At 71.2% G+C, this 25,143-nt stretch carries 22 protein-coding genes; 13 read left to right on the forward strand and 9 right to left on the reverse strand.

From position 1 onward, the window contains the following. Positions 1–15 precede the first annotated feature (15 nt). From AWQ68_RS28840 to AWQ68_RS28865, 6 genes are all read left to right on the forward strand, one after another. Complete coding sequence (locus AWQ68_RS28840; RefSeq protein ID WP_066946017.1) at positions 16–843, forward strand: IclR family transcriptional regulator; 828 nt, start codon at positions 16–18, stop codon at positions 841–843. Between the two features lie 77 nt (positions 844–920). Further along, positions 921–2,198, forward strand: a complete 1,278-nt coding sequence (locus AWQ68_RS28845) for a M20 family metallopeptidase (protein WP_066946020.1) — start codon at positions 921–923, stop codon at positions 2,196–2,198. Between the two features lie 74 nt (positions 2,199–2,272). Further along, a complete protein-coding gene (locus AWQ68_RS28850; protein ID WP_066946023.1) occupies positions 2,273–3,232 on the forward strand; it encodes a thiamine pyrophosphate-dependent dehydrogenase E1 component subunit alpha in 960 nt (319 codons plus the stop codon). Continuing rightward, the gene (locus AWQ68_RS28855) at positions 3,225–4,256 is read left to right on the forward strand and encodes an alpha-ketoacid dehydrogenase subunit beta (protein WP_066946026.1); all 1,032 of its coding nucleotides are present in this window, start codon (positions 3,225–3,227) and stop codon (positions 4,254–4,256) included. The genes AWQ68_RS28850 and AWQ68_RS28855 overlap by 8 nt, the downstream gene beginning before the upstream one ends. Then, positions 4,253–5,038: an acetoacetate decarboxylase family protein gene (locus tag AWQ68_RS28860; protein WP_066946028.1), complete on the forward strand. Its 786-nt coding sequence runs from the start codon at positions 4,253–4,255 to the stop codon at positions 5,036–5,038. Before AWQ68_RS28855 ends, AWQ68_RS28860 begins: the two co-directional genes overlap by 4 nt. A gap of 48 nt (positions 5,039–5,086) precedes the next feature. Further along, complete coding sequence (locus AWQ68_RS28865) at positions 5,087–6,454, forward strand: MFS transporter (protein WP_066946031.1); 1,368 nt, start codon at positions 5,087–5,089, stop codon at positions 6,452–6,454. A 47-nt stretch (positions 6,455–6,501) separates the two neighbouring features. Here AWQ68_RS28865 and AWQ68_RS28870 read toward each other — a convergent pair whose 3' ends face one another. Next, entirely contained in the window at positions 6,502–7,686 is a 1,185-nt protein-coding gene (locus AWQ68_RS28870) for an RNA-guided endonuclease InsQ/TnpB family protein (protein ID WP_245656174.1), read from the reverse strand. Between the two features lie 137 nt (positions 7,687–7,823). Here AWQ68_RS28870 and AWQ68_RS28875 point away from each other — a divergent pair, with 137 nt between their 5' ends. Together AWQ68_RS28875 and AWQ68_RS28880 are read left to right on the forward strand one after the other, a co-directional pair. Continuing rightward, on the forward strand, positions 7,824–8,813 hold the full coding sequence (locus AWQ68_RS28875) for a zinc-binding dehydrogenase (RefSeq protein ID WP_066946037.1): 990 nt from the start codon (positions 7,824–7,826) through the stop codon (positions 8,811–8,813). A 69-nt stretch (positions 8,814–8,882) separates the two neighbouring features. After that, the gene (locus AWQ68_RS28880; protein ID WP_373281551.1) at positions 8,883–9,926 is read left to right on the forward strand and encodes a LacI family DNA-binding transcriptional regulator; all 1,044 of its coding nucleotides are present in this window, start codon (positions 8,883–8,885) and stop codon (positions 9,924–9,926) included. Between the two features lie 15 nt (positions 9,927–9,941). Here the strand turns inward: AWQ68_RS28880 and AWQ68_RS28885 are convergent, their stop codons facing one another. From AWQ68_RS28885 to AWQ68_RS28895, 3 genes are all read right to left on the reverse strand, one after another. Further along, entirely contained in the window at positions 9,942–10,832 is an 891-nt protein-coding gene (locus AWQ68_RS28885) for a carbohydrate ABC transporter permease (RefSeq protein WP_066946042.1), read from the reverse strand. Positions 10,833–10,866: 34 nt separating this feature from the next. Then, entirely contained in the window at positions 10,867–11,745 is an 879-nt protein-coding gene (locus AWQ68_RS28890; protein ID WP_245656176.1) for a carbohydrate ABC transporter permease, read from the reverse strand. Positions 11,746–11,883: 138 nt separating this feature from the next. After that, positions 11,884–13,170: an ABC transporter substrate-binding protein gene (locus AWQ68_RS28895; protein ID WP_066946048.1), complete on the reverse strand. Its 1,287-nt coding sequence runs from the start codon at positions 13,168–13,170 to the stop codon at positions 11,884–11,886. Between the two features lie 545 nt (positions 13,171–13,715). Between AWQ68_RS28895 and AWQ68_RS28900 the strand changes: the two genes are divergently transcribed. After that, on the forward strand, positions 13,716–15,527 hold the full coding sequence (locus AWQ68_RS28900; RefSeq protein WP_245656177.1) for an ABC transporter ATP-binding protein: 1,812 nt from the start codon (positions 13,716–13,718) through the stop codon (positions 15,525–15,527). 117 nt (positions 15,528–15,644) lie between these two features. On the opposite strand, the gene AWQ68_RS28905 is transcribed toward AWQ68_RS28900, so the two are convergent. Continuing rightward, positions 15,645–16,049: a MerR family transcriptional regulator gene (locus AWQ68_RS28905; protein WP_066946145.1), complete on the reverse strand. Its 405-nt coding sequence runs from the start codon at positions 16,047–16,049 to the stop codon at positions 15,645–15,647. 227 nt (positions 16,050–16,276) lie between these two features. On the opposite strand from AWQ68_RS28905, the gene AWQ68_RS28910 reads away from it, so the two are divergent. After that, on the forward strand, positions 16,277–17,188 hold the full coding sequence (locus AWQ68_RS28910) for an aldo/keto reductase (protein WP_066946052.1): 912 nt from the start codon (positions 16,277–16,279) through the stop codon (positions 17,186–17,188). Between the two features lie 140 nt (positions 17,189–17,328). Here AWQ68_RS28910 and AWQ68_RS28915 read toward each other — a convergent pair whose 3' ends face one another. Then, the gene (locus tag AWQ68_RS28915; protein WP_066946055.1) at positions 17,329–18,030 is read right to left on the reverse strand and encodes a TetR/AcrR family transcriptional regulator; all 702 of its coding nucleotides are present in this window, start codon (positions 18,028–18,030) and stop codon (positions 17,329–17,331) included. A gap of 70 nt (positions 18,031–18,100) precedes the next feature. On the opposite strand from AWQ68_RS28915, the gene AWQ68_RS28920 reads away from it, so the two are divergent. Continuing rightward, entirely contained in the window at positions 18,101–19,381 is a 1,281-nt protein-coding gene (locus tag AWQ68_RS28920; protein ID WP_066946058.1) for a GH1 family beta-glucosidase, read from the forward strand. Between the two features lie 87 nt (positions 19,382–19,468). On the opposite strand, the gene AWQ68_RS28925 is transcribed toward AWQ68_RS28920, so the two are convergent. Further along, positions 19,469–20,353, reverse strand: a complete 885-nt coding sequence (locus AWQ68_RS28925) for a coiled-coil domain-containing protein (RefSeq protein ID WP_157545855.1) — start codon at positions 20,351–20,353, stop codon at positions 19,469–19,471. 254 nt (positions 20,354–20,607) lie between these two features. Between AWQ68_RS28925 and AWQ68_RS28930 the strand changes: the two genes are divergently transcribed. Further along, entirely contained in the window at positions 20,608–22,044 is a 1,437-nt protein-coding gene (locus AWQ68_RS28930; RefSeq protein ID WP_066946061.1) for an aldehyde dehydrogenase, read from the forward strand. Between the two features lie 230 nt (positions 22,045–22,274). Here the strand turns inward: AWQ68_RS28930 and AWQ68_RS28935 are convergent, their stop codons facing one another. Together AWQ68_RS28935 and AWQ68_RS28940 are read right to left on the reverse strand one after the other, a co-directional pair. Beyond that, positions 22,275–23,030, reverse strand: a complete 756-nt coding sequence (locus AWQ68_RS28935; protein ID WP_245656178.1) for an alpha/beta hydrolase — start codon at positions 23,028–23,030, stop codon at positions 22,275–22,277. Positions 23,031–23,118: 88 nt separating this feature from the next. Next, positions 23,119–24,420, reverse strand: coding sequence for an MFS transporter (locus AWQ68_RS28940; RefSeq protein ID WP_066946064.1), 1,302 nt, complete (start codon positions 24,418–24,420; stop codon positions 23,119–23,121). Between the two features lie 221 nt (positions 24,421–24,641). Between AWQ68_RS28940 and AWQ68_RS41365 the strand changes: the two genes are divergently transcribed. Further along, positions 24,642–24,914, forward strand: coding sequence for a hypothetical protein (locus tag AWQ68_RS41365; protein ID WP_218007080.1), 273 nt, complete (start codon positions 24,642–24,644; stop codon positions 24,912–24,914). The last annotated feature ends 229 nt before the right edge of the window (positions 24,915–25,143 follow it).

The raw sequence follows: 25,143 nt of genomic DNA on the forward strand, positions 1-25,143 counted from the left end.
TAATCAAAGTCCGTGATGTCCCGTTCGTCCGATCAGCTCGGCGAGAAGTCCCCCAGCACCCTGTCCACACTGACGAGGGGACTGGCCGTCTTCGCGCTGGTCTCCGAACAGGGCGGAGAGCTGAACGCCCGCGACATCAGCGAGCGCGTCGGCCTGAGCCTGGGCACGACCTACCACCTGCTCCGGACGTTGATCGCCGAGGAGTACCTCGTTCGCCGCCCCGGCGGCCGGTACGACGTCGGGACGCGGGCGGCCGTGCTGAGCTGGCACGTGCAGCGGCGCTCAGGCCCGGAGCCGGAACTGTCGATCATCCTGAAGAGGCTGCACAGCCGGACCAGGGAAACCGCCTACGTCTCGGGCTGGCGGAGGGGGGAGCTGACCCTCCTGCACTATCTGGCCGGCCCCCAGGCCATCACGGTCGGCAGGCTGGAGGTCGGGTTCCGGCAGTCCCTGCACGCGCGGGCCTCGGCCAAGGCGGTGCTGGCACACCTGCCCAAGGAGCGCTGCGCCGAGATCGTGGACCGGCTCCCGTTCGAGCCGCTCACCCCGAACACCATCACCGATCCGGAGGCGTTCCACGTCGAGCTCGGGCGCGTACGCCGATCGGGCTACGCCCTGGACGATGAAGAGTTCGCCCGGGGGATCAAGTGCGTCGCGGCGGCGTTCGCCGACAGGGACGGGCTGCCCGCGGGCGCATTCACGATCTCCGTCCCCGCGGAGCGGTTCGCCCGGAACGAGCAGACGTTCATCCGCGAGGTCATCCTGGCCGCCCAGACGGCGGGCACCCTGCTGCGGGAGGGACGGCTCACCCTTCCCCCCGACTCGGCTCCAGATTTCAAATAGTCGAAAACCCGCCAGTGACGGCGCGGCAAATGGGGCATGGCCGCCCATACTCCTCGGCTAAGACCTAGGAGGTACCCGTGAACGACACTCACGGACCGGCCACGCTCTCGTCGCGGCTCGCCGACTCGGTGCGCCAGGCGGTCGAGGATCTCGCCGACGAGCACCTGGAACTGCTGGCCGAATCCCTGCGCCGCGACACCTCGGGCGGCCACGAGGACCGGGTGGCGTCCCTCTACGAGGAGTATCTGCGCGACCGCGGCTGGGACGTCCGACGCCAGTCCATGATCGACGACGAGGTGCGGGACGCCGACGCCCGGCCGGGCGAGCGCTTCAACGTCATCGCCTCCCGGCCCGGGGCCTCCGGCCCGCGCGTGGCGCTCAACGGCCACATGGACGTGGTTCCGGTCGCGAACGCGGACGCCTGGACCCATCCCCCGTTCGCCGGCCGGCGCATGGACGGCAAGGTCCACGGCCGGGGCGCCTGCGACATGAAGGGCGGCATCGCGGCCGGGCTGCTGGCCGTCGCGGCGCTCGACCGGGCCGGGATCCGGCCGCCGCTCGACCTGGTCTGGCACCTGGTCGTCGGCGAGGAGACCACCGGCATCGGGACGCGGGTGGCGCTGCGCGAGGGCCCCGTCCCCGACGCGGTGGTCGTCCTCGAACCCACGGAGAGCCGGATCGTGCCGATCTCCTCCGGACTGCTCTTCTTCTCGGTCACGGTGCACGGCCGGACCGCCCACACCTCCGCGCCGTGGGCCGGAGAGGACGCCTTCGAGCGCCTGATGCGCGTGCGCCAGGCGTGGATCGAGCTGGCCGAGAAGCGGACGGCCGCCTACCGGCATCCGCTGTTCGCCCATCTGCCCTCCGCCATCCCGTTCGCGATCGGCACCGTCTCCGCGGGCGCGTGGCGGGCCGCCGTACCGGACCTGGCCACGATGGCCGGACGGATCGGGCTCGCCCCCGGAGAGTCCGCGCAGCGGGTGCGGGACGAGTTCGAGGCCGCCGTCGCCCGCGTCTCCGCCGGGGACCCGTGGCTCGCCGAGCATCCCGTCGAGGTCGAGTGGGGGCACGAACTCCTCGGCTGGGAGACGCCGCGCGAGCACCCCCTGGTCGCGTCGCTCGCGGCGGGCCAGGAGGAAATCGGCGCGGCCGCCCGCGAGCCGCTCGCCTTCACGGCCGGCTCCGACGCCGCGTACTACGGCGGGCGCGGCGTCCCCACCGTGATCTACGGCCCCGGCCGTACGGCGCTGGCCCACGCCGACGACGAGCACGTCATCGAGGCCGACGTCGTCGAATGCGCCGCGGTGCTCGCCGTGGCGCTGGCGGACTACGCCCGGCGGGCCACCGCGGCCTGACCTCCGGCGGGGCGCCCCCGTCCCGATCTTTTCCATCCCTCTGGAACCACCGAACGCCAGGAGGTCTCCTTCGCATGCGCTCCGACACCCCGACACTGCTCGGCCACTTCGAAAGGATGCTGCTCATCCGCGGCGTCGAGGACGAGATCGCCCGGCTGCGCACGGCCGGCGACATGGTCGGCTCGATCCACCTGTGCAGCGGCCAGGAGGCCGTGTACGTGGGAGCCGTCGCCGCCCTCGACCTGAGCCGGGACGCGGTCTTCCCGACGTACCGCGGCCACGGCTGGGCGCTCGCCTGCGGCGTGCCGCCCGAGGCCCTGTTCGCCGAGATCCTCGGCCGCGTCGCCGGCATCAACGGCGGCAGAGGCGGATCCGCCTACTTCACCGCGCCCGAGTACGGCATGTACGGAGAGAACTCGATCGTCGGGGCAGGCGCCCCGATCGCCGCCGGAGCGGCCCTCGCGGCCTCCTTCGACGGCAGCGGCCGCGTCGCCGTCGCCGCCTTCGGCGACGGAGCGCTCAACCAGGGCGCGGTCCACGAGGCGATGAACTTCGCCGCCGTCCGCGGCCTCCCGGTCGTCTTCGTCGTCGAGAACAACGCCTACTCCGAGCTCACCCCGATCGCCGACATGACCCGCAACCCCGAGCTGTTCCGCCGCGCCTCGGCGTACGGGATGCCCGGCGGGCGGGTGGACGGCAACGACCCCGACGCGGTGGCGCGGGCGATGGAGACGTGCGTTGAGCGCGCCCGCGGCGGCGGCGGTCCGGCGCTGCTGGAGTGCATGACGCAGCGCATCGTCGGCCACTACATCGGCGACGCGCAGCACTACCGGCCCGCCGGGGAGCTGGACCGGGCCGTCGCCGCCGAGCCCATCGGGCGGCTCGCCGAGCGCCTGACCGCCGAAGGGGTCGCGGCCGACGAGCTCGACGCGATCCGGGCGCGCGTCGCCGACCGGGTCCAGGCCGCGTCCCGCCTCGCCCTCGACTCACCGCCGGCCGACCCGGCGACCGCACTGGAGCACCTCTATGCCTGAAATCACCCTTTCCACTGAGACGAAGCGGCTGAGCTACGCCGAGGCCGTCAACCACGCCCTGCGCCGCGCCCTGTACGAGCGCCCGGAGACCCTGCTCTTCGGAGAGGACGTGGCCAAGCCCGGCGGTGTGTTCGGCGTCACGAAGGGCCTGCACCGCGAGTTCGGCGACCGCGTCTTCGACACCCCCATCTCGGAGTCGGCGATCCTCGGCGGGGCCATCGGCGCGGCCATGTTCGGGCGCCGCCCGATCGCCGAGATCATGTGGATCGACTTCTCGCTCGTGGCGCTGGACCAGCTCGTCAACCAGGCCCCCAACGTGCGGTACGTCTCGCGCGGCGCCGTCACCGCGCCCATCACCGTCCGCACCCAGGCGGGAAACGGCCCGGGGGCGTGCGCGCAGCACTCCCAGAACCTCGAAGCCTTCTTCGCCCACGTCCCCGGCCTGCGGGTCGGCATGCCGAGCACCGCCCAGGACGCGTACGACATGCTGCTGAGCGCCGTCTGGTGCGACGACCCGGTCATCGTCATCGAGAACCGGACGCTCTACCACGGCGCCAAGTCCGATGTCCGTCTCGGCGGCGAGGTCGAGCCGATCGGCGGCGCGCGGGTCCGGCGCGGCGGCTCCGACGTGACGGTGGTGACCTGGGGAGCCGTGCAGAACCTCGTGCTTGAGGCGGCCGAGGAGTTGGCCGCCGAAGGCATCGAGGCCGAGGTTCTCGACCTGCGCTGGCTGAACCCCCTCGACCTGGCCGCCGTCCGGGACGCCGTGGGCAGGACGCGGCGGCTGGCGGTCGTCCACGAGGCGCACACCTTCGGCGGTTTCGGGGCCGAGGTGGTCGGCCTCGTCGCGGAGTCCGGGGCCGACCTGCTCGCCCCGCCGCTGCGCATCGGCGCCGCCCCGGCCCGCATCCCCTCGGCCCTCTCTCTGGTGCCGGGCATCCTCCCCACCCGGGAGAAGATCGCGGACGGCCTGCGCCGCCTCGTCCGCGGGGAGAAGGCCGGCGACGCCGGAGCGCTCCGATGACCGGGCCCGACGTCACCTGGGGGATGCCCGCCTTCGCGCCGCTCTACGGAGCGGGCGAGGAGCAGGTGACCCTCGACTGGCTGACAGTGGAGTACGCGACCTCGCCCGAGATCGTCGGCGGCGTCCTGCCCCCGCCGCTGCGGGCACCGGCGAGCCCGGCGGTGATGTTGTGGTTCGCCCGGTTCAAGGACCCCACCTTCTCGCGCGCCGACGGCACGAGCGAGCGGCGCCCGTCGTACACCCAGGCCGGGGTGTGCGTGACCTGCGAGCACCACGGCGAGCTCGGCGCGTACGCGGTCGAGACGTTCATCCCGGGCCTGAACTACGGGATCTTCGGGCGGGAGGCGTTCGGGCTGCCGAAGAAGCAGGTGCGACAGGTCCTCGTCGAGCGCGACGGCGACGCGGTGACGGCGGGCGTCGTCATGGCCGACGGCGCGCCGCTGCTCGACGTGGCCGGACGGGTCGGAGATCCGGAGCCCGGGTCGGCCGTGCCGTCCTGGATCTCGCCGCACTTCACCCTCAAGCTCGTCCCCCGCGCGGACGGCCCCGGCTACGACATCAGCCGGCTGGTACGCATCCCGTTCGAGGTCACGCCCCTCTCCCCGGCGAGTCGCGGGGAGGCGGAACTCACCTTCCACCCCCGGGATTCCGATCCCGTGCACCTGCTACGGCCCGTCTCGACGCCGAGGCTCTCCTGGGGCTCGGTCCACCTCGCCATCCGCTACGGCACCTACCTCGAACACTGCGACCGGTTCCCCGTCCTCGGGCGGCCCTCGTGGTAGGGCCCCTCGACAAGCCCCCGGCAATGCCCCGGTCAGGAAGGACATGACATGAGCGGACACCCCCAGCCGCCGGACGCCGCCCCCAGGCCGTTCCGGAAGGCCGTCGCCGCCGCCGCCATCGGCAACTTCATCGAGTGGTACGACTTCGCCCTCTACGGCTTCTTCGCCAAAGCCATAGCGGACACCTTCTTCCCCTCCGGCGACGCGCGCGCCTCGCTGCTGCTGACGTTCGCCGTCTTCGGCATGAGCTTCGTCGTCCGGCCCCTCGGCGGGCTGGTCTTCGGTTACATGGGCGACAGGATCGGCCGGCGGGCCAGCCTGTCGCTGATCGTCATCCTCATCTCGGTCGCCTCCGCGGCCATGGCCTTCGTGCCGGGTTACGACGCGATCGGCATCGCCGCGCCGATCCTGATCTTCGCGCTCCGCTGCGTCCAGGGGATCTCGGCCGGCGGCGAGTGGGCCAGCTCCGCGTCGTACGTCGTCGAGCACGCGCCGCCCGGACGCCGGGCCTTCGCGGGGAGCTGGCAGACGAGCACGATCGCCCTCGGCATGCTGACGGCCGCCCTGTCGGCCGTCGCCGTCTCGCTGTCGATGGGCGCCGAGGCCGCCGCGTCGTGGGGGTGGCGGGTGCCATTCCTGGTCAGCCTCCCGCTGGGACTGGTCGGCCTCTACCTGCGGCTGCGCCTCGGGGAGAGCCCGGAGTTCGAGAAGGTCGATCCCGGCGAGGCCGAGAGGCGGCCGCTGCGCGCGACGCTCAGCCGCGACTGGCGCTCGATCCTGCTGATCGCCGGGCTCACCGCCGCGCCGACCATGTGCACCTACGTCCTGCTCGTCTACGGCCCGACGTTCCTGATGACCGACCTGGGGATGGACCCGCAGCAGGCCCGCCTCGCCGGCGTCGCGGGCTTCGCCTTCATGGCCGTCGCGGTCGTCCCCGCGTCGATGCTCAGCGACCGCTTCGGCCGCCGGCCGTTCCTGATCGCCGGCGCGATCTGGGTGGCGGTCTCGTCCCTGCTGACGCTCTCCCTGATGCACACGGGCCGCTGGTACCTGGTCGTGGCCGGGCTGATCCTCACGCTCATCGGCGACGTCATGATGCTGGCCCCGCAACCGGCCCTGTTCTGCGAGCTGTTCCCGACCAGCCGCCGCACCAGCGGGGTGAGCATCGGATACAACCTCGGCGTGATCCTCTTCGGCGGTGCCGGGCCGTACATCGCCGGCACGCTCGTCGAGGTCACCGCGTCCACCTACGCCCCCGGGTGGTACCTCATGGGCGGCGCGACGCTCAGCCTGATCGCCGCGACGATGACGCCCGAGACGCTGCGCACGTCGCTGCGCGACGGCGTGACCGGCCTCATCGGCCGGCGAGGAAACGACCCGGCGAACCTGTCGGTGCACGAGATCGCGGAAGCCTGAGGAAGAAGTCCGTGACTCCTCCGCTCCCTGAAGGGAGCGGCTTCTCGCTAAGCCGCTTCCGCAGCCTCACGAAGGGCAAGCCCTGCCCTGAGGATGTTGAGCGCCGCGTTCACGTCGGCGTGCGCGGTATGCCCGCACGCCATACAGATGAACTCGGCCTGGGTGACGCGGTTCTCCTTCGCGCAGTGCCCGCAGCGGGCGCACGTACGAGAGGTATTGGCGGGGTTCACTGCGATCAGCTCTCGACCGGCGCTTTCAGCCTTGTGCGCGAGGACCGTCAGGAACACCCCCCAACCCGCGTCCACGATGCTCCGGTTCAACCCGGACTTCTGTGCGACGTTCCGGCCAGGGGCTTCGATCGTGCCGGACGCCGAGCGGGTCATGTTCGCGATCCGCAGGTCCTCATGCACGATCACGTCGTAGTCGCGGACCAACGCGAGCGCGGCCTTGTGCGCGCCGTCCAGGCGCCGGCGGCGGACCTTGGCGTGCAGGGCAGCGACACGCGCGGCCGCCTTGCGGCGGCGCTTGGAGCCCCGCCTCTTGCGGGCGAGAGCCTGCTGTGCCGCCGCGAGACGTCCGGCGGACGCGGCCAGGTGGCGCGGGTTGGCCAGGTGTTCCCCGTCGCTGGTGGTGACGAGCGAGGCCACGCCCATGTCCAGGCCGACGACCGCACCGGTCGCAGGCAGGGCGTGCACGGACACGTCATCGCAGGAAAGAACCACATACCAGCGGTTGCCCTCCCGCTTGATACTGATCGTCTTCACCCGGCCGCGTATCGAGCGGTGCTGGTGCACACGCACATGCCCGATGCCCTGCAAACGGACGAACGTGGCGGTGGGGTGTTCGGGCTGGGAGTCCCACCGGCAGCCGTCGCCGTCCTTGGGCCACTCGACGGTGTCGAACCAGCCGCGTCCTTTGAAGCGCGGGAAGCCCGGCTTCTGCCCGACTTTGACACGGCGGAAGAACGCGGCGAACGCCTTGTCCAGGCGGCGCAGGGTGGCCTGCTGGGAGGAGAACGACCACCGGCCCTGACCTGCGGGGTCATCGGAGCGGATGTGCTTCAGCTCGCCGGACTGGTCGCCGTAGCGCACGGTCACGCCCGCCTTGCGGTAGGCGGTACGGCGGTGCTCCAACGCCGCGTTGTACAACACCCGGTGATCTTCCAGGCACTGCGCGAGCGTGGCGGCCTGCTTGCCGGTAGGGCGCAGCAAGAACCTGTACGACCTGCGCACCCCCACCTCCCACGCTCAGTAACGAGATCGCCACGCTATCGGCAGCCACCGACAAAACCCGAAGGGAGGGAGCGCGGATTCCCCCGCCAGCTGAAGCAGGCGGTCCCCTCCGCGCGGACCTGATGGATCGACCGACGATGCGCGCCGTGGTCCACGCGGGAGCGCCCGGCGTCGCCGGGTTCCGGCTGGCGGCGCTCCCCCGGCCGGAGCCCGGTCCCGGCCAGGTGCTGGTACGGCTCCGCTACGCGGCCCTGAACCGGCACGACCTGTTCGTGGCGTTGGGGCGCGACGGCACCGAGCCCCCGCTGGTGATGGGCTCGGACGGCGCCGGCGAGGTGGTCGCGCTGGGTCCCGGCGCCGGCGGAGTCGCGGTGGGCGACGAGGTCGTCATCGATCCCACCCTCGGCTGGCCGACCGCCGACGATGTGCCCGTCGTTCCGGGCCTGCTCGGCGGCCCTCCGGACGGGACCCTCGCCGAGTACGTCGCGGTTCCGGCGGCGAACGTCCATGCCCGGCCCGAGGGGCTGGACTGGGCGGAGGCGGCGGCCATGCCGCTCGTGGCGGTCACGTCGTTCCGCGCCCTCTTCACCCGGGGCGCGCTGCGTTCCGGACAGCACGTGCTCATTCCGGCCGTGTCCAGCGGGGTGGGCACGATGTGCGTGCGGATGGCCCTCGCGGCGGGAGCCCGGGTGACCGCCGTCACCCGGAGCGCCGCGAAGGCCGAGGCGGCGCGAGCCCTGGGCGTCCACGAGGTGATCGTCGGGGGCGACGGCGGCTACGCCGCGCCGGACACCCCCGTCGATCTGGTGATCGACTCCGTGGGGGCGGCGTACTTCTCCTCGCATCTGGCGGCCCTGCGCTCCGGCGGGCGGCTGGTGACCCTCGGCGCGACGACCGGTCCCGACGTGTCTGTGTCATTGCGGGAGCTGTTCTTCCGGCAGATCAGCGTCATCGGCACCTCGGTGGGCAGCTCCGAGGAGTTCGCCCAGGCCATGGCCTTCGTACGGCGCCACGACCTGCGGCCGGTGGTTCACGACGTACGACCGCTCGGCGAGGCCGTCGAGGCCCTGCACGACCTGCGGGAGAGCGGCCACTTCGGGAAGTCCGTCATCCGGATCTCGGACTGAGCGCCCTCCACTGTCACGGCGCGTTTGACAACGTTGTCATCACCTCTGAAATGCGGGATGATCCGGGATGTGCCAGAGACGAGACGCGGTCGCCCGACCATGAACGACGTCGCCGCCGCCGCGGGGGTGGCGCTCAAGACCGTGTCGAGGGTCGTCAACAACGAGCCCGGCGTGAACGCCTCCACCGCGGAGCGGGTCCACGCCGCCATCGAGAGCCTCGGCTACCGGCGCAACGACGGCGCCAGGACGCTGCGCCGCGGCCGCACCGCGAGCATCGGCCTGGTGATCGAGGACGTCGCCGACCCGTTCTACTCCGGCCTGAGCAGGGCGGTCGAGGACATCGCGCTCGCCGAGGGCTGTCTGGTCTTCACCGGTTCGTCCGGTGAGGACCCGGCACGCGAGCGCGAGCTGGTGCTCGCCTTCTGCGCCCGGCGGGTGGACGGGCTGATCATCGTGCCCGCGGGCACCGACCACGACTACCTCACCCCCGAGGTCGAGGCCGGCATCGCGGCGGTGTTCGCCGACCGGCCGCCCGGCGCGGGCCCGGACGCGGACACGGTCGTCTGCGACAACGCGGGCGGCGCCCGCGCCGGCACCGAGCATCTGCTCGCCCACGGGCACCGCCGCATCGCGTTCCTCGCCGACGCGCCGTCGATCTTCACGGCGGCAGAGCGACTGCGCGGCTACCGGGAGGCCCTCGCCACGGCCGGCCTGCCGTACGACGAGGGGCTGGTCGCGATGGGCCGGCCCGACCAGGCGCGGGTGCTGGCCGACCTGCGGCGCCTGCTCCGGCTCGCCGACCCTCCGACCGCGCTGTTCACCGGCAACGGCCAGATCACGGTCGCCACCCTGCGCGCCCTCGCCGGGACCGCGGGGCCCGCGCCCGTCCGCCAGGCGCCGTCGTCCGGGCCGGTCGCCATCATCGGCTTCGACGACTTCGAGCCGGCCGACCTGCTCGGCATCACCGTGATCGCGCAGGACCCGGCCGGCATGGGCCGGGCCGCGGCGGAGCTGCTCTTCCGCCGCCTGTCCGGCGAGAGCGGCCCGCCGCAGCGGCTGGAGCTGCCCACCCGCCTCGTCGTACGCGGATCGGGCGAGCGGCCCCCGGCCTGACCCCGGCCCGAGAGTTCAGCCCTTCAGCGCGCCCGCCATGAGGCCGCGCATGAAGAACCGGCCGAGCAGCACGTACACGACCATGGTGGGGATCGACGCCAGGATGGCGGCGGCCATCTGCTGGCTGTACGGCACGGTCTGGGCGCCCGCGATGTTGTTGAGCATGACCGTCGTCGGCCACGAGCTGGGCGCGGTGAGGAAGACGGCGAACAGGAAGTCGTTCCACATCGACGTGAACTGCCAGATCACCACGACGGCGAACGCCGGGCCGGAGACCGGCAGGATGATCGACCGGAACGTCCGGAGCATGCCCGCGCCGTCCACCCTGGACGCCTCGACCAGCTCGTCCGGGATCGTCACGTAGTAGTTCCGGAAGATCAGCGTGCAGATCGGGATGCCGTACACCACGTGGGCGAGCGTCAGCCCGGGGATCCCGCCGTAGAGCTGGACGCCGAGCGCGTCGCCGAGATTCACCATGAGCTGGACCAGCGGGATCATCACGCCCTGGTACGGGATGAACATGCCGAACAGGAACAGGGTGAACACCAGGTCGGCGCCGGGGAACCGCCACTTCGACAGCACGTACCCGTTCATCGAGCCGAGGACGGCGGAGATCACCGACCCCGGCACGGCGAGCAGCACGCTGTTGACGATGCCGGGCTGGAGCTTCTCCCACGCCACGCTCCACGCCTCGGTCGTCCAGACCTTCGGCAGGTTCCACGCCTGGGAGGGGTCGGCCTCCGAGAGCGGCTTGAAGCTGGTCACCACCAGCACGTAGACCGGGATCAGGAACACCACGACGAAGACCAGCAGCAGCGCCGGCCGCACCCACCGGGCGAGCGCCGCCCGCCGCTGGGCCCGCGCCACCGGGTCCGCCCGCCGTACGGCCTCCTGCGCGACGCTCATGGCTCCTCCCCACGCGGTGCGTCGAGTCGCTCGCTCATGACCTGTTTCCCTTGCGCGCGTTCCACACCAGATACGGAATGACGAAGACGGCGACCGAGAGCACGATGTACGCCGCGATCGTGGCCCCCTTGGCCGGGTCGTGCGAGTCGAAGACGGCCGTCCACATGAAGACCGCCGGCACGTCGGTGATGATCTGCTTGCCGGACACCGCCACGATCAGGTCGAAGACCTTCAGCGAGATGTGCCCGAGGATGATCAGGGCCGACAGGGTCACCGGGCGCAGCATCGGCAGCACGATGTACCGGTAGACCTGCCACTCGCCGCATCCGTCCACCCGGGCGGACTCGCGCAGCTCGTCCGGCACGCCCCGGAAGCCCGCCAAGAACAATGCCATGACATATCCGGACATCTGCCAGATCGCGGGGACCGCCATAGCGGCCATCCCCCAGTCCGGGTCGCGGAACCACTGCCACTGCAGGAAGTCCAGCCCGAGATGGCTGAACAGGCTGTTCAGCCCGACCGCCTGCTCCCCCGTGCCGCTGTTCATCAGCCACCGCCAGACCACGCCGGTGGCGATGAACGAGATGGCCATGGGGAACAGGTAGATCGCCCGGAACCCGCCCTCCCCGCGGATGCCCTTCTCCATCAGGAAGGCCAGGAACCAGCCGAGGACGAGCGCCCCGCCGACGAAGACGACCGTGAAGACGATCGCGTGCCGGACCGAGATCCCCCACCGCTCCTGGTCCCAGATGCCGGTGAAGTTCTCCAGCCCGACGAAGCTCCCCTCCGAGATCTCGTCGTGCCGGTCGCTCATCGCGACCTTGAAGTTCCAGCCGAGCAGGCCGTACACGAAGACCGCGATGGCGACGATCGACGGCGACACCAGGAGCAGGCCGGGCAGCCACCTGCGCACCCGTCTCAATTGCACCTCTCAACGTCGAGGACGCGCCCGCCCGGGGGCCGCGGCGCGTCCGATGTGCTCCGCGAGCGACGAGACCGCGGCGCGCGCCGGTCCGGGGCCGGAGTCGGCGCGCGCCGTACGGAGGTCAGGTCACTGCCCGCTGTTCTTGGCGGCGGCGGCCAGCGCCTGCTGGAACTTGGCGACGTCGTGGTCCTGCTGGAAGAGGCCGACGGCGTCGTTGATCGCGGCGCGCCAGGCGTCGTTCGCGACGACGCCGTGCTGGATGGAGCCGGCCAGCTTGTCGTTCGACCACTGCTCCAGGTCCCAGGCGAGATAGTCCTGGTAGAGCGACTTGTCGGCGTCCTTGCGGGCCGGGATCGAGCCCTTCTTGGGGTTGAAGGCGTCCTGGCCCTCCTTGCTGGCGGCGACCTTCAGCCACGCCACCGCGCCGTCCCGGTTGGGAGCGCCCTTGGGCAGGGTGAAGCTGTCCGACAGCCACATGAAGGTGCCGTCCGTGCCGGGAGAGGCGGCCCAGTCGAAGTCGGTCTTGGACGTCTTGCCGAGGCCGCCGGGGGCCGGGTTGTGGAAGTAGCCGTAGGCCCAGTCGCCCATGATGTTGAACGCGGCCGCGCCGTCGGCGACCTGCTTGGCCGCCGGCTGCCAGTCCTCCTGGGGCGTCCCGGCGTACGACAGGATCGTCTTGAAGTTCTCCAGCGCCTTCGTCACGTTCGCGCCGGACCAGTCGGCGTTCGCCGTCCACAACTGGTTGTACGCGTCGGTGCCGAGCGAGCCGAGCAGGACGCTCTCCAGCAGGTGGACGGCGGTCCACTGGGAGCCGATGGAGAGCGGGATCTTGCCGGTCTTCTTCACCTTGTCCAGATCGGCGATGAACTCGTCGATCGTCGCGGGCGCCGCGGAGACCCCGGCCTCCTTGAGGACCGACGGGTTGAGCCAGAGGATGTTGGACCGGTGGATGTTCACCGGCACCGAGTAGACCTGCCCCTGGACCGAGATCTGGTCGATCAGCTCCTGCGGCAGCACGTCCTTCAGCTTGAGCTCGTCATAGAGGAAGTTCAGCGGCTCCAGCTTGCCCGCCTTGATGTATCCCTGCAGCTCGGCGCCGGCGTGGCCCTGGAAGGTGTCCGGGGGCTGGTTGGCCTGCAGCTTGCTGGCCAGCAGCGCGCGGGCCTGGTCACCGGAACCGCCCGCGACGGCGGCGTCATAGAACGTGAAGCCGGAATTGTCCTTCTCGAAGATCTCCCGCATGGCCTTCAGCCCGTCGGCCTCGCCGGGGCCGGTCCACCAGGAGAAGACCTCGACCTTCTTCTGCCCGGACTTCCCGTCACCGGCCGCCTTGTCGTCACCGCCTCCACAGGCCGTGAGGGTGAGCAGACCCGCCATCGAGACCGCCACGGCCGCCAACCACCGTCGCCTCATCGCACATCCCTTCGGGGTGTGTGGTCGTCGAAAATCCTTACCCCCGAGCACTGACAACGTTGTCAGCAAGAACCTTTATCAACCCATCTCGCACCGTCGGGCGTCAAGGGATCGGCGGCTACGCGCGGATAACGTCTCCGTATACAGCGCGACGGAGGGAATCGCCTGTCTCCGGGGTCGTGTTCCTGGCGACTCACCGCCGATGGGAAATGTCAGTGATGCACGTCACACTGACTGCCATGTCTGTGACGCCGCGGGGGGCGGGCGCAGGGGCGAGCCCGGAGACACGCCCCACATCAGGATCAGGGTCCTCCTCGGAGCCCGGCGAGCGGTCGGCCGAAGCGCCGCCGCGCGCCCGGTCCGAGGAGACAGAGCACGGAGGGAGAACGGCCGACACGCCACACAGCGCCGAAGCAACCGAGACAGCGGACGCGGAGCCCGACGGGAAAGCACCGGACACGGGGCCGGACGGGCAGCCGGAGCCGGACGACCTTCCGGACTTCTCCGATCTCAGCGCCAATATCTGGCACGCGCACGACGAAACGATGCGGAACATCGGCTTCTTCACCATCGCCCGCAGGTTGCCCGCGCTGATCGTCCAGGCCGTACGCATGGCCTGGGAGGCGAGCCGCCGGGACACGGTCGCCACCATCGGCCTCAGCCTCCTCGCCGGCGTCTTCACCGCGTTCGGGCTGCTGGCCACCACCGGCGTGCTCCAGGCACTCCTGGCCGCCGGGCCGACGCCCGAGCGGGTGCGCGCGGCGCTGCCCGCGCTGCTCGCCGTCGGCGCGGCGGCCACGATACGCACCAGCCTTCAGGCGGGGGCCAACTGGGCGCAGAGCCGCCTCGAACCCCAGGTCAGCCGCATCGCCGAGAAACGTCTCTACGGCGTGACCAGCGACGTCCCGCTGGTCCGCTTCGACGACTCCGACTTCCACGACAGCCTGCAGCGGGCCCGCGCCCGCGGCGTCGACTCCTCCGACGCGGTCGTCGACTCGGCGATCGACGTGCTCACCGCGACGATCGGCCTCGGTGCGGCGGTCGGCGTCCTCGGTGTCCTCCACCCGGCGCTGCTGCCGCTGCTCGTCCTCGCCGTCCTGCCCGACGCGTGGTCGGCGATCCGCTCCGCCCGGATGCGCTACACCACCATGCTGTCGCTCGTCCCCACCTACCGCCGCAAGTGGATCGTCAGCGAGTTGCTCGCCGTGCGGCACACCGCGGCGGAGGTCCGCTCCTTCACCATGCGGGGCTTCCTGCTCCGGGTCTACGACCGGGTGGCCCGGGCCGAGCAGGCGGTCCTGGTCGCGCTGGCCCGGCGGCAGACGTTCGCCCGCCTCTTCGGCGAGGCGCTGGGCGGCCTCGGCACCGCCCTGATCTACATCGCGCTCGGGCTGCTCCTCGCGTTCGGCGCGGTGCCGCTCGCCGTGGCCGGCACCGCCGTACTGACGATCCGGTCGGGGCAGAACTCGCTCGCGAACCTGCTGTACGCGGTGAACCGGCTCTACGAGAACGGGCTCTACTTCACCGACTTCATCGACTTCTGCGCGGCGGCCGAGACGGAGCAGGCGCCGGAGCGGCAGGAGGCGCCGCCGGAGACATTCGAGCGGATCACCGTCGAGGACGCCACGTTCCGCTATCCCGGGGCGGAGAAGCCGGCCCTGCGCGGCGTGTCGATCCGGATCGACCGCGGCGAGGTCGTCGCGCTCGTCGGCGAGAACGGCTCGGGCAAGACCACCCTGTCCCGGATCCTGGCCGGCCTGTACCTCCCGGAGGGGGGCCGGGTCCTGTGGGACGACACCGACCTGAGCCGCGTGGACCCGCACCTGCTGCGCGGGCGGATCGCGGTGATCGCCCAGGACCACAGCCACTGGCCGCTCAACGCGCGGCACAACATCACGATGGGCACCGAGAAGGGCGAGGAGGCACTACGCCGGGCGGCAGAGGTGGCCGGGGCCGACGAGGTCATCGCCGAGCTGCCGCAGGGCTACCAAACGCTGCTCGACAAGCGGTTCAAGGACGGCCAGGAGCTGTCGGGGGGCCAGTGGCAGCGGATCGCGGTCGCGCGCGGCTTCTACCGGGACGCGCCGCTGCTGATCTGCGACGAGCCCACGGCCGCGCTCGACGCGCGCGCCGAGCACGCGCTCTTCGAACGGATCAGGCAGCACGCCGACGGGCGCACGGTGCTCCTCATCACGCACCGGCTGGCGAGCGTCCGCTACGCCGACCGGATCTACGTGCTCGACCACGGGCAGGTCGCCGAGCACGGCACGCACGACGAGCTCATGACGCTCTCCGGCATCTACGCCGAGCTGTACAACCTCCAAGCCGAGGCGTACCGCGTGACCACCACCGCCTGACCATGTAGACCGAGACAAGGCCCGGCCCGGGGACGGCGGACGCCGTCCCCGGGCCGGGCGTCCTGGTGATCAAGTCGCCATCGGATCGTCCCGACAGCAGGGCCTGTCGGGGGCCGGTCAGGAGACGTGCTCGCCCTCGCGCTCGCAGAGCCCGTCGGGGATGGCCAGCACGTCCTTGTAGAACTGGACCTTGCGCTTGATCGCCCCCTGCTGCCGTCGCAGGTCGGCGATCTTGTCCTCGACGGCCTGGTCGTGCGCCTCAAGCAGGGCGATCCGGTCGCTGATCGTGTGCTCGCCCGCGCGGGTGAGCTCGGCGAAGCGCAGCATCTCGGCGATCGGCATCCCGGTGTCCCGCAGGCAGCGGACCATGCCGAGCCAGCCGATGTCGCCGTCGCTGAAGCGGCGCTGCCCCGCGGCGTTGCGCTCGATCGGCTCCAGCAGCCCGATGCGCTCGTAATAGCGGAGCGTGTCCAGGCTGAATCCGGTCTCCTCGGCGGCCTGTCCCGGTGTGTAGGCGGTCACGCCTCCGATCGTGACACGTGGAGCGTGCTCCAGGTCAAGCCGACCGGGCGGCGTCACGATCCGCGTAACGCCTTCCGTCGCGGGTTTCCCGTCCATCGTTGCCATGCTCCGGCCGGGGCGCGGCGCCGTGGAGGGTGGCCGCCGAGTGTCGGTTCGGCGGCCGGCGACCTGTACACCGACGGTGGCAGGTTGCGCTGGAGTGCACTCCACCGTGCAGCGTGTACGCCATGAAACTCGCGTTGGGCACCATCCCGTTCGGCACCACCGTGGACGAGGCCACCTCGTTCGCGATCCTGGACCGGTTCGCCGAGAGCGGCGGCACGATCGTGGACACCTCGAACAACTACCCCTTCTGGATCCCGGGAGCGACCGGGGACGAGAGCGAGCGCACGGTCGGCCGGTGGCTCGCCTCGCGCCGCCTACGCGACCGGATCACGGTGAGCACCAAGTGCGGGGCGCGTCCCACCGTCCCCGGCGACATGACGCTCGACTCAGCCGAGGGCCTCTCCGCGGCCGTCATCCGCGAGGCGGCCGAGGGCAGCCTGCGCCGGCTCGGCCTCGACCGCCTCGGCGTCTACTGGGCGCACATCGAGGACCGTTCCGTCCCGTTGGAGGAGACCGTCGAGGCGTTCGGCGAGCTGGCGGCATCGGGCAAGGTCGGCATGCTCGGCGCGAGCAACCATTTCGTCTGGCGGGTCGAGCGGGCCCGGCGGATCGCCGCCGACCTCGGCCAAACGCCGTACACCTGCCTCCAACTGCGCCATTCCTACCTGCGCCCGCGTCCGGGCGTTCGACTGCCGGAAGGCGGCCACGTCCAGGTGACCGAGGAGACCCTGGACTACGTGCGCTCGGAGCCGGACCTGACGCTCTGGGTCTACTCGTCGCTGCTCTCGGGCGCGTACGCCGCCAAGCCGCTGCCGGAGCCGTACGACCACCCCGGGACGGCCCGGCGGCTCGCCGCGCTGGACGGCGTGGCGCGCGAGCTGGGTGCGACCCGCAACCAGGTCGTCCTGGCCTGGCTGCGTGCCCAGGGCATCCTGCCGATCGTGGGGGCCAGCTCGGTGGCCCAGCTCGACGAGCTGCTGGTCGAGGTGGACCTGGACCCGGCGTTGCGCGCCCGGCTGGACGAGGCCGCCTGACCTCCGCGCGGCAGCGTGGCGAACGCCGGGCGGTCGGCACGCGGTCAGCCCCCCGCCCGGCACGTACGGCCGACCCCGGTCAGCCCTCGTCCGGGTCGGCAACGCGTGGCGACTACCGCCCATGGCTCGCGGGTCCTGCCCTAGGACGGCTCGGCCTCGGACTCGCGGTCGGCGGGCGCGGGCTCGGCCGACCCGGAGAGGTGCTCGGACAGGTAGCGGCGGACCAGGCGCTTGCACTCGGCGATCAGGTCCGGGTCGCCCTGCGGGTGGGCGCGGAAAGCGAGCTTGAGCACGGCGTCGGCCGCCTCGACCGCGACGATGAACACCCGGCCGAGCCCCTCGCTCCTGGGGGCGCCGAGCAGTTCGATGGTGAGCGAGCGCAGCCGGTCGGCCACGATGACGTTGTTCTCCAGCGCCCGGTCGAGCATCCGCCGCGTTTCGGGCAGCGGGGGGCCGCCGGGCGTCGTCAGTATCTCGCCGAAGTCGACCACGGCGAAGCCCGGCGTCGTCCGTTTCATCTCGACGAACTCGTCGATGAACAGATCCACGGCCTCGGTCCAGTCCCGCAGGGCGACCCCCGCCACCCTGGCGGCCAACCGGTCGAGGAAGGCGTCGAGGTTGCGCAGGGCGAGTGCCCGGACAAGTCCCTGCTTGTCAGGGAAGAACTGGTAGAAGGTCCCGATGGGCACCTCTGCCCGGCGGGCGACCTCCTTGGTCGTGAGCTGCTCGTAGCCGACCTCGTCGAGCAACAGGGCGCACTCGTCCAGCATCCGCTCGACCCGTTCGAGGCTGCGGCGCTGGGAGGGGCGGCGGCGCAGCGTTCCACCCGCGGCGTTCGTCATTCGCCCATTCTCTACCGCCCGGATGTCCTGCGCGTTAACCTGAGCGTCACTCATATCCGAAAGGGTGACAATGTTCCTCTGGGGTACGGCTACCGCCTCCTATCAGATCGAGGGCGCGGTCTCCGAGGACGGACGCGGCGTCTCGATCTGGGACACGTTCTCTCACGAACCCGGCCGGGTCCGGGACGGGCACACCGGCGACGTGGCCTGCGACCACTACCATCGCTGGCCCGAGGACGTCGCGCTGATGGCCGACGCGGGGCTCAACGCGTACCGCTTCTCCGTCGCGTGGCCGCGGATCCAGCCCGCCGGGCGCGGCGCGGTCAACCAGGCCGGGCTCGACTTCTACGACCGGCTGGTGGACGGCCTGTGCGAGAAGGGGATCACCCCCGCGCTGACGCTGTTCCACTGGGACCTCCCCCAGGCGCTGGAGGACGAGGGCGGCTGGCTCAACCGCGACACACCCCGATATTTCGCGGATTACGCGGCCATCGTGGCGGAGCGGTTGGCCGACCGGGTTCCGATGTGGATCACGCTCAACGAACCGTTCGTCCACATGACGTTCGGGTATGCCCTCGGCGCCCACGCGCCGGGCCGGACGCTGTTCCTCGACGCCCTCCCCGTGGCGCATCACCAGCTCCTCGGCCACGGCCTCGCCGTGTCCGCGCTGCGGGCGAACGGCGCGGAGCAGGTGCTGATCACGAACAACTGCACGCCGGTGTGGCCCGCCTCGGACGCCCCCGAGGACCTCGCCGCCGCCGAGGCGTACGACGCCCTGCACAACCGCCTGTTCAACGACCCGCTCTTCGTCGGCTCATATCCCGATTTTTCGGCGTTCGGGGTGGAAGAGCTGGATTTCGTCCGCGACGGGGACCTGGAGACGATCGGGCAGCCGCTCGACGGTCTGGGGATCAACTACTACAACCCCACCCGCATCTCCGCCCCCTCCACCGACGCGCTGCCGTTCGACGACGCCGGCATCACCGGCTACCCGACCACGGCGTTCGGCTGGCCGGTCGTCCCCGACAGCCTGCGCGAACTGCTCGTCTCCCTCAAGACGAGGTACGGCGCGGCCCTCCCGCCCGTCTACATCACCGAGAACGGCTGCTCGTACGAGGGCATCGACGACCAGGAGCGGATCGACTACCTCGACGGCCACATCGCGGCGGTCAGGCAGGCCCAGGCCGAGGGTGTTGACGTCCGCGGCTACTTCGTCTGGTCCCTGCTCGACAACTTCGAGTGGGCCGAGGGATACCACCAGCGGTTCGGCCTGGTTCACGTCGACTTCGCCACCCAGGAGCGCACCCCGAAGGCCAGCTACCACTGGCTGAAGCGGCTGATCGCCGGGTGACCCGCACGGCGTCCGAAGCCGCGCTTCCACGTGGCCGTCCTCGGATGCTCGGCGGGCCCGCCCGCACGGCACGGGCCGTACGCGGGGTCAGAGCACGGAGACGTGGACGTGGTCGTAGTGGTTGGCGGTGATGCCCCCGCGGTCGGACATCATCCGCCAGCCCGCGCCGGTACGCATGTCGTAGAAGCGCTGCTGCCAGATGATGTACATGATCCCGTACTTGTCGGCATTGGCGATGCACCATGCCGCCAGGGCGTCGCCGCGCGCCTTGGCCGCGGGGTCGGGCATCCGGCCGTTGCTCATCATGAAGTCGCAGGCCCGGCCCTTGCCGTGCTCCCCCGGGTCGCCGACGCGCAGGCACCCCACGCCGAACGGCATCGGGAAGTTCTGCATGACCGCGGCTCGCACGTCGATCAGGCGCTGGGTGAGGCCGGACGACGAGCCGGGGGTCTGGAAGCCGAACTTGGCCAGCTTCTGCTCGACCTCGCCCTGCTTGGCCTTCAGCTCCTTGATGTGCTTTTCCAGCTGGGCGATCTTCCCGTCGGCGTCCTTCGCCGCCTTCTTCTGCTCGGCGATCAGCGTCTTGATCGAGGTGACCCGCTCGGTCTTCTCGCTGGAGAGGTACGAGACGATCGAGTAGGCGCCGAGGTCGGCCTGCGGCATCAGCAACTGGGAGTCGTCGAGCACTCCACCCATGTACGCGGTCTGGGCGAACATCGTCAGCTTGCGCTCGGCGGCGGCCAGAGAGCGCTTGAGCTGCCTCACCCGGCCGGAGGAGTTCTCCGCGAGCTTCTTGGTGTCCTCAAGGCTGATGATCTCGCCGCGGTATGCCTTGGTGAGCTCGGCGGCCTCCTCGCGGAGCTTCTTGAGCTTGGCCTGCTCGTCCGGCGCGGCCTGCGCGCCGGGGGTGGCGAGCGTGCCGAGGAGCGCGGTGAACACCACCGCCAGGCCGACCCAGCGCCCCGGTTGCACGTGATCCTCCCCTGCAGACGGTCCGAAACTATAGAAGGTGATCAAGATGGTTGCCACCTGAACGGGGGATCCTGTCCGGCTTTTACGGCGTTTGCCGGATTTGACCGGATATGGAGCGGCTTGCCAGCTCCGACAGAACATGATTCGGTCCCAATGGCGGCCGGGTACTTGTCCCGTGACGCCACGGCACACACACTGTGTACCAACCAAGCATTCGCTCAAATGAGGCACGCCCGACCGGGAGGCGGACCACCATGCTTCAGCACGACAAACTCTTCATCGGGGGCGACTGGGTGGCCCCCGCGGGCACCGGGACCATCGACGTCGTGTCCCCGCACACCGAGGAGGTGGTCGGGCGGGTCCCCGACGGCACCGCGGCCGACATGGACCGGGCCGTCGCCGCCGCGCGGGAGGCGTTCGACAGCGGGCCGTGGCCTCGCATGAGCATGGCCGAGCGCGCCGCGGTCGTCGCGAGGCTGGCCGAGGTCTACGCGGCGCGGCAGAACGAGATCGCCGATGTGATCACCCTGGAGATGGGGTCGCCGATCACCTTCTCCCAGCTCGCCCAGGCCCCGCAGCCGCTCGGGATGCTCCAGTACTTCGCCGAGCTGGGCGCGACCTACGCCGTCGAGGACGAGCGGCCCGGCATGTTCGGGCCCGTCACGGTGCGCCGCGAGCCGGTCGGCGTCGTCGCCGCCGTCGTGCCGTGGAACGTCCCGCAGTTCGTCATCATGACCAAGCTCGCCCCCGCGCTCGTCGCGGGCTGCACGATCGTCATCAAGCCCGCCCCCGAGACACCGCTCGACTCCTACCTCCTCGCCGAGATGGTCAAGGAGGCCGGGATCCCGGACGGCGTCGTCAACATCGTGGCCGCCGGACGCGAGGCGGGCGAGCACCTGGTCTCCCACCCCGGCGTGGACAAGGTCGCCTTCACCGGCTCCACCGGGGCGGGCCGCCGCATCGGCGCCATCTGCGGCGAGCAGCTCAAGCGGTGCAGCCTGGAACTGGGCGGCAAGTCCGCCGCCATCATCCTGGACGACTGCGACCTGCCCTCCGCGATGGGCTTCCTGTCGATCGCCTCGCTCATGAACAACGGCCAGGCGTGCGTCGCGCAGACCCGCATCCTCGCCTCACGCAACCGGTACGACGAGGTCGTCCAGGCGGTGGCCGACATGGTCTCCGGCCAGCCGGTCGGCGACCCGGCCGACCCCGCCACCGGCATCGGTCCGCTGGTGGCCAAGCGGCAGCAGGAGCGGGTCGAGGGATACATCAGGGCCGGCCTCGACGAGGGTGCCAAGGCCGTCGTCGGCGGCCTCGACCGGCCGTTCGACCGCGGCTGGTACGTCGCCCCGACCGTGTTCGCCGGGGTCACCAACGACATGCGCATCGCCCGCGAGGAGATCTTCGGCCCGGTCCTGGCGGTGATCCCGTACGACGGCGAGGCGGACGCGATCCGGATCGCCAACGACAGCGACTACGGCCTGTCCGGCTCGGTCTGGACGGCGGACGTCGAGCGCGGCATGGACGTCGCCCGCCAGGTGCGCACCGGCACCTACGGCGTCAACATGATGAACACGCTGGAGCCGTCCTCGCCCTTCGGCGGCTACAAGGCGAGCGGCCTCGGCCGGGAGCTCGGCCCCGAGGGCCTGTCGGCCTACCTGGAGTACAAGTCGATCGCCCGTCTCGGCTGAACCGGCCTTCCGGGCCCGGGAAACACCCCACCGGTCCCGCACGGCGACGCGGCGCGCGAGGCGGTTCCCTCGCGCCTCGCGCGGCCCGTACGGGACCGGGAGGCCGCCCAGCGCGCCCCCGCGACGCTGGGCCACACCATGACTACACAATGGTGCGCACCGATCACCCCTAATCGGTGGATTGGACCACTCCCGAGGGGTTTGATCCGCACAACTGAGGTAGACGACCGTTATACGGGTTTGGTTCGCACGATCCACGAACCGATTTTTCGCACCAGATCCGGCGTGGCCGCCGCCTCGGCGTGGCCGTACCCGGGGATGATCCACATCTCCTTCGGGTCGCGGGCGTTGCCGTAGAGCTCGTGCGGGTGGTCGAGCGGGAAGAACGGGTCCGCGTCGCCGTGGACGATCAGCAGCGGCGTGGGGGTGATCAGCGCGGCCGCCTCGAACGGCGGCAGCGGCACGGGGTCCCACCGCCCGGACGCGATCCTGGTCCGCTTGACCCACCGCGCCGCGAGCCGGCCCTCGGGACGCTCGATCGCCCAGTGGACCTGGCGCATCGGCTTGGTGCCCCGGTAGTACCACCACGCGGGCGCGCTCACCGCGACGATGCCGTCCACGCCCCGGTGCAGCGCGGCGTGCCGTACGGCCACCGCGGCGCCCATGGAGAAGCCGACGGTGACGACCCGCCGGTAGCCGATGGACCTGGCGTGCTTCACGGCCGCGTCGAGGTCCAGCACCTCAAGGTCGCCGACCGTCGACTCACCCGTGGAGCGTCCGTGACCGCGGAAGTCGAAGGAGAGCACACCGCCGAACCGGGACATCACGTGCGCGATGCGGCGCGTACAGGGGGCCCGCCAGGATCCGGTGAACCCGTGAGCGATCACGATGCCGAGGTCGAGGGAGCCGTTGGGCGTGTGCGCGGCGTCGATCCGCACACCGTCCGACGTGCGCAGCATCGCCGCGAAGGCCGGAGCGAAGGTCATATCAGCCAACTGTAACCGCGGCCTCCGGCGGCGATTCCGGCAGGTTTCGCGCAGCCCGCCTCCCCGGATCGTGCTCGGGGAGGCGAGATCACGCCTGCTCCGGGACCGCCGGCTCCGGCACCACCCGCGCACGGCGGAGCGAGGCCAGGCGGAGCGGCTCGCGCACCGCCGTGCCGAGCCGTACGCCCGCGAGACGGGCGAACAGCACAGCCGCGAGCAGCGTGGCGGCCACGGTCACGACACCACCGAGCTGGAGCGCCAACCGCGGGCCGAAGGTGTCGCTCAGCCAGCCGAGCAGCGGCCCGCCCACCGCGCCGGACGCCGCGGACACCACGCCGAGCACCGCGATGACCCGGCCGCGCATGTGGTCCGGACTGTCGAGCTGCGCGCGGGCCGCGACGGCGGTGTCGAGCACCACCGCGCTCGCCGCCACCGGCAGCATCAGGGCGGCGAACGACAGGAAGCCCGGAGCGAGGCCGCTCAGCAACTGGACCGCGCTGGCCAGCATGGCTGCGCAGAGCAGCAGCCGCAGCGTGAGCCGGGCCCGGCCGGCCGCGACCACGCCGCCGATCACCGTGCCGACCGCGAAGACCGTCGAGAGCACGCCGTACCCCGCCGATCCGGCGGCGAGAGGGCCCGCGCTCATCGCCGCCATGGTGACCTGGTAGTTGCGCCCGAGGCTGCCGAGTACGAGGGCCAGACCGAGCAGCACCAGCAGCCAGGGGGTGCGCAGCACGTAGCGCACGCCCTCACCGACGCCGAACTCGGCGGTGGAGGAGGCGCGGGCCAGGACGTGCATCTCGCTGCGACGCATGGCGAAGATCGCGCCGATCACGGCGAGGAAGCTCGTCGCGTTGATGAGGAACAGCGCGCCGATGCCGGTGATCGGGAGCAGGATGCCGGCCGCGCTCATGCCGAGGATGCGCGCGCCGGAGCTGATCACGGAGCCGAGCGCCATCGCGTTGGGCAGGTCCTCGGGCGGCACGACCTCGGCCCCGAACCGGCCGAGGGCGGGGCCGCCGAGCGCGCTGACCACGCCGGAGGCCAGCATCACGACGTAGATGGGCGCCATCGAGCGGGGCTCGCCCATCGCGATCGCCGCCAGGACCAGGGCGAGCCCGGCCTGGGCGATCTGCGCGGCCAGCACGACGGGCCGGGAAGGTAGCCGGTCGGCCAGCGAGCCGCCCCACATGCCGAGCGCGAGCGTCGGCAGGGCCTGGAGGACGAGGCTGATCCCGACGCTGGTGGCCGAGCCGGTGGCGGAGAGGATCAGCCAGTTGACGCCCAGCACCTGCATCCAGGTCCCGGTCACGGAGACCAGGTCGGCGGCGGCCCAGAGCCGGTAGTTGCGATGCCGGAGGGAACGCAGCGTCGCTGCGGGTAAAGCCACCGTTTCGTCCTTTTCCAGGGAGATTCAACGGCAGGACGAACGTGGTTAGCCTTCCCCCGGATTCCGCTTTGTTCGTAAATATGACACTAATCACACATTAAAGGTGGTTTAGCGATCTTTGTCCGTTTGGTGAGCAAGCCGACGCACCACGCGACTACGGAAGCTCGTCCAGGACGACGACGCCCGGCCCGCCCTGGGGCGCGGCCCTGGGTGTCATCGTCGTGCCCCAACAGCACCGACTCATCGCCCTCAATCCGGCCGCGGCACCGGTTCTGCTCGGCCTCAACTCCTCGGCCATCTACGTCGGGATAGCTCTTGGTGGCGGCCTGGGCGGACTGGCCCAGAAGTGGTTTGCCATCGTGCCCGCCGCATTGGGGCTGCCGGCCGCCGGTGTCACGACCTTGGCGCTGCTCTGCCACCTGACAACCGCACGCCACCATGCGCCCGCAGCACCTCAGCCGACTCTCTCCACCCCGGAGCAGGCCGAGGTGTAACGCCCCTGCCGGGGCCCGCCACGAGCCCCGACGCGGTGAAGAACAGGTGTGGGACGCCGGAACGCTCGACGAATTCCTCCACGAGCCGGGACTTCCCCACCCGCCGCCGTCCCCCGAGGAGCAGCGCCCGCCCGGGACGGCCGCTCGCGCCGCCGGCCGCCGTTTTTTCAGCCGGCGGTGGAGTCGCGCGAGCTCCCGCCGTCGGCCGAAGAACCCGTGCGTCACGCCT

The sequence above is a fragment of the Microtetraspora fusca genome (assembly GCF_001570365.1).
Classification (GTDB): Bacteria; Actinomycetota; Actinomycetes; order Streptosporangiales; family Streptosporangiaceae; genus Microtetraspora; species Microtetraspora fusca.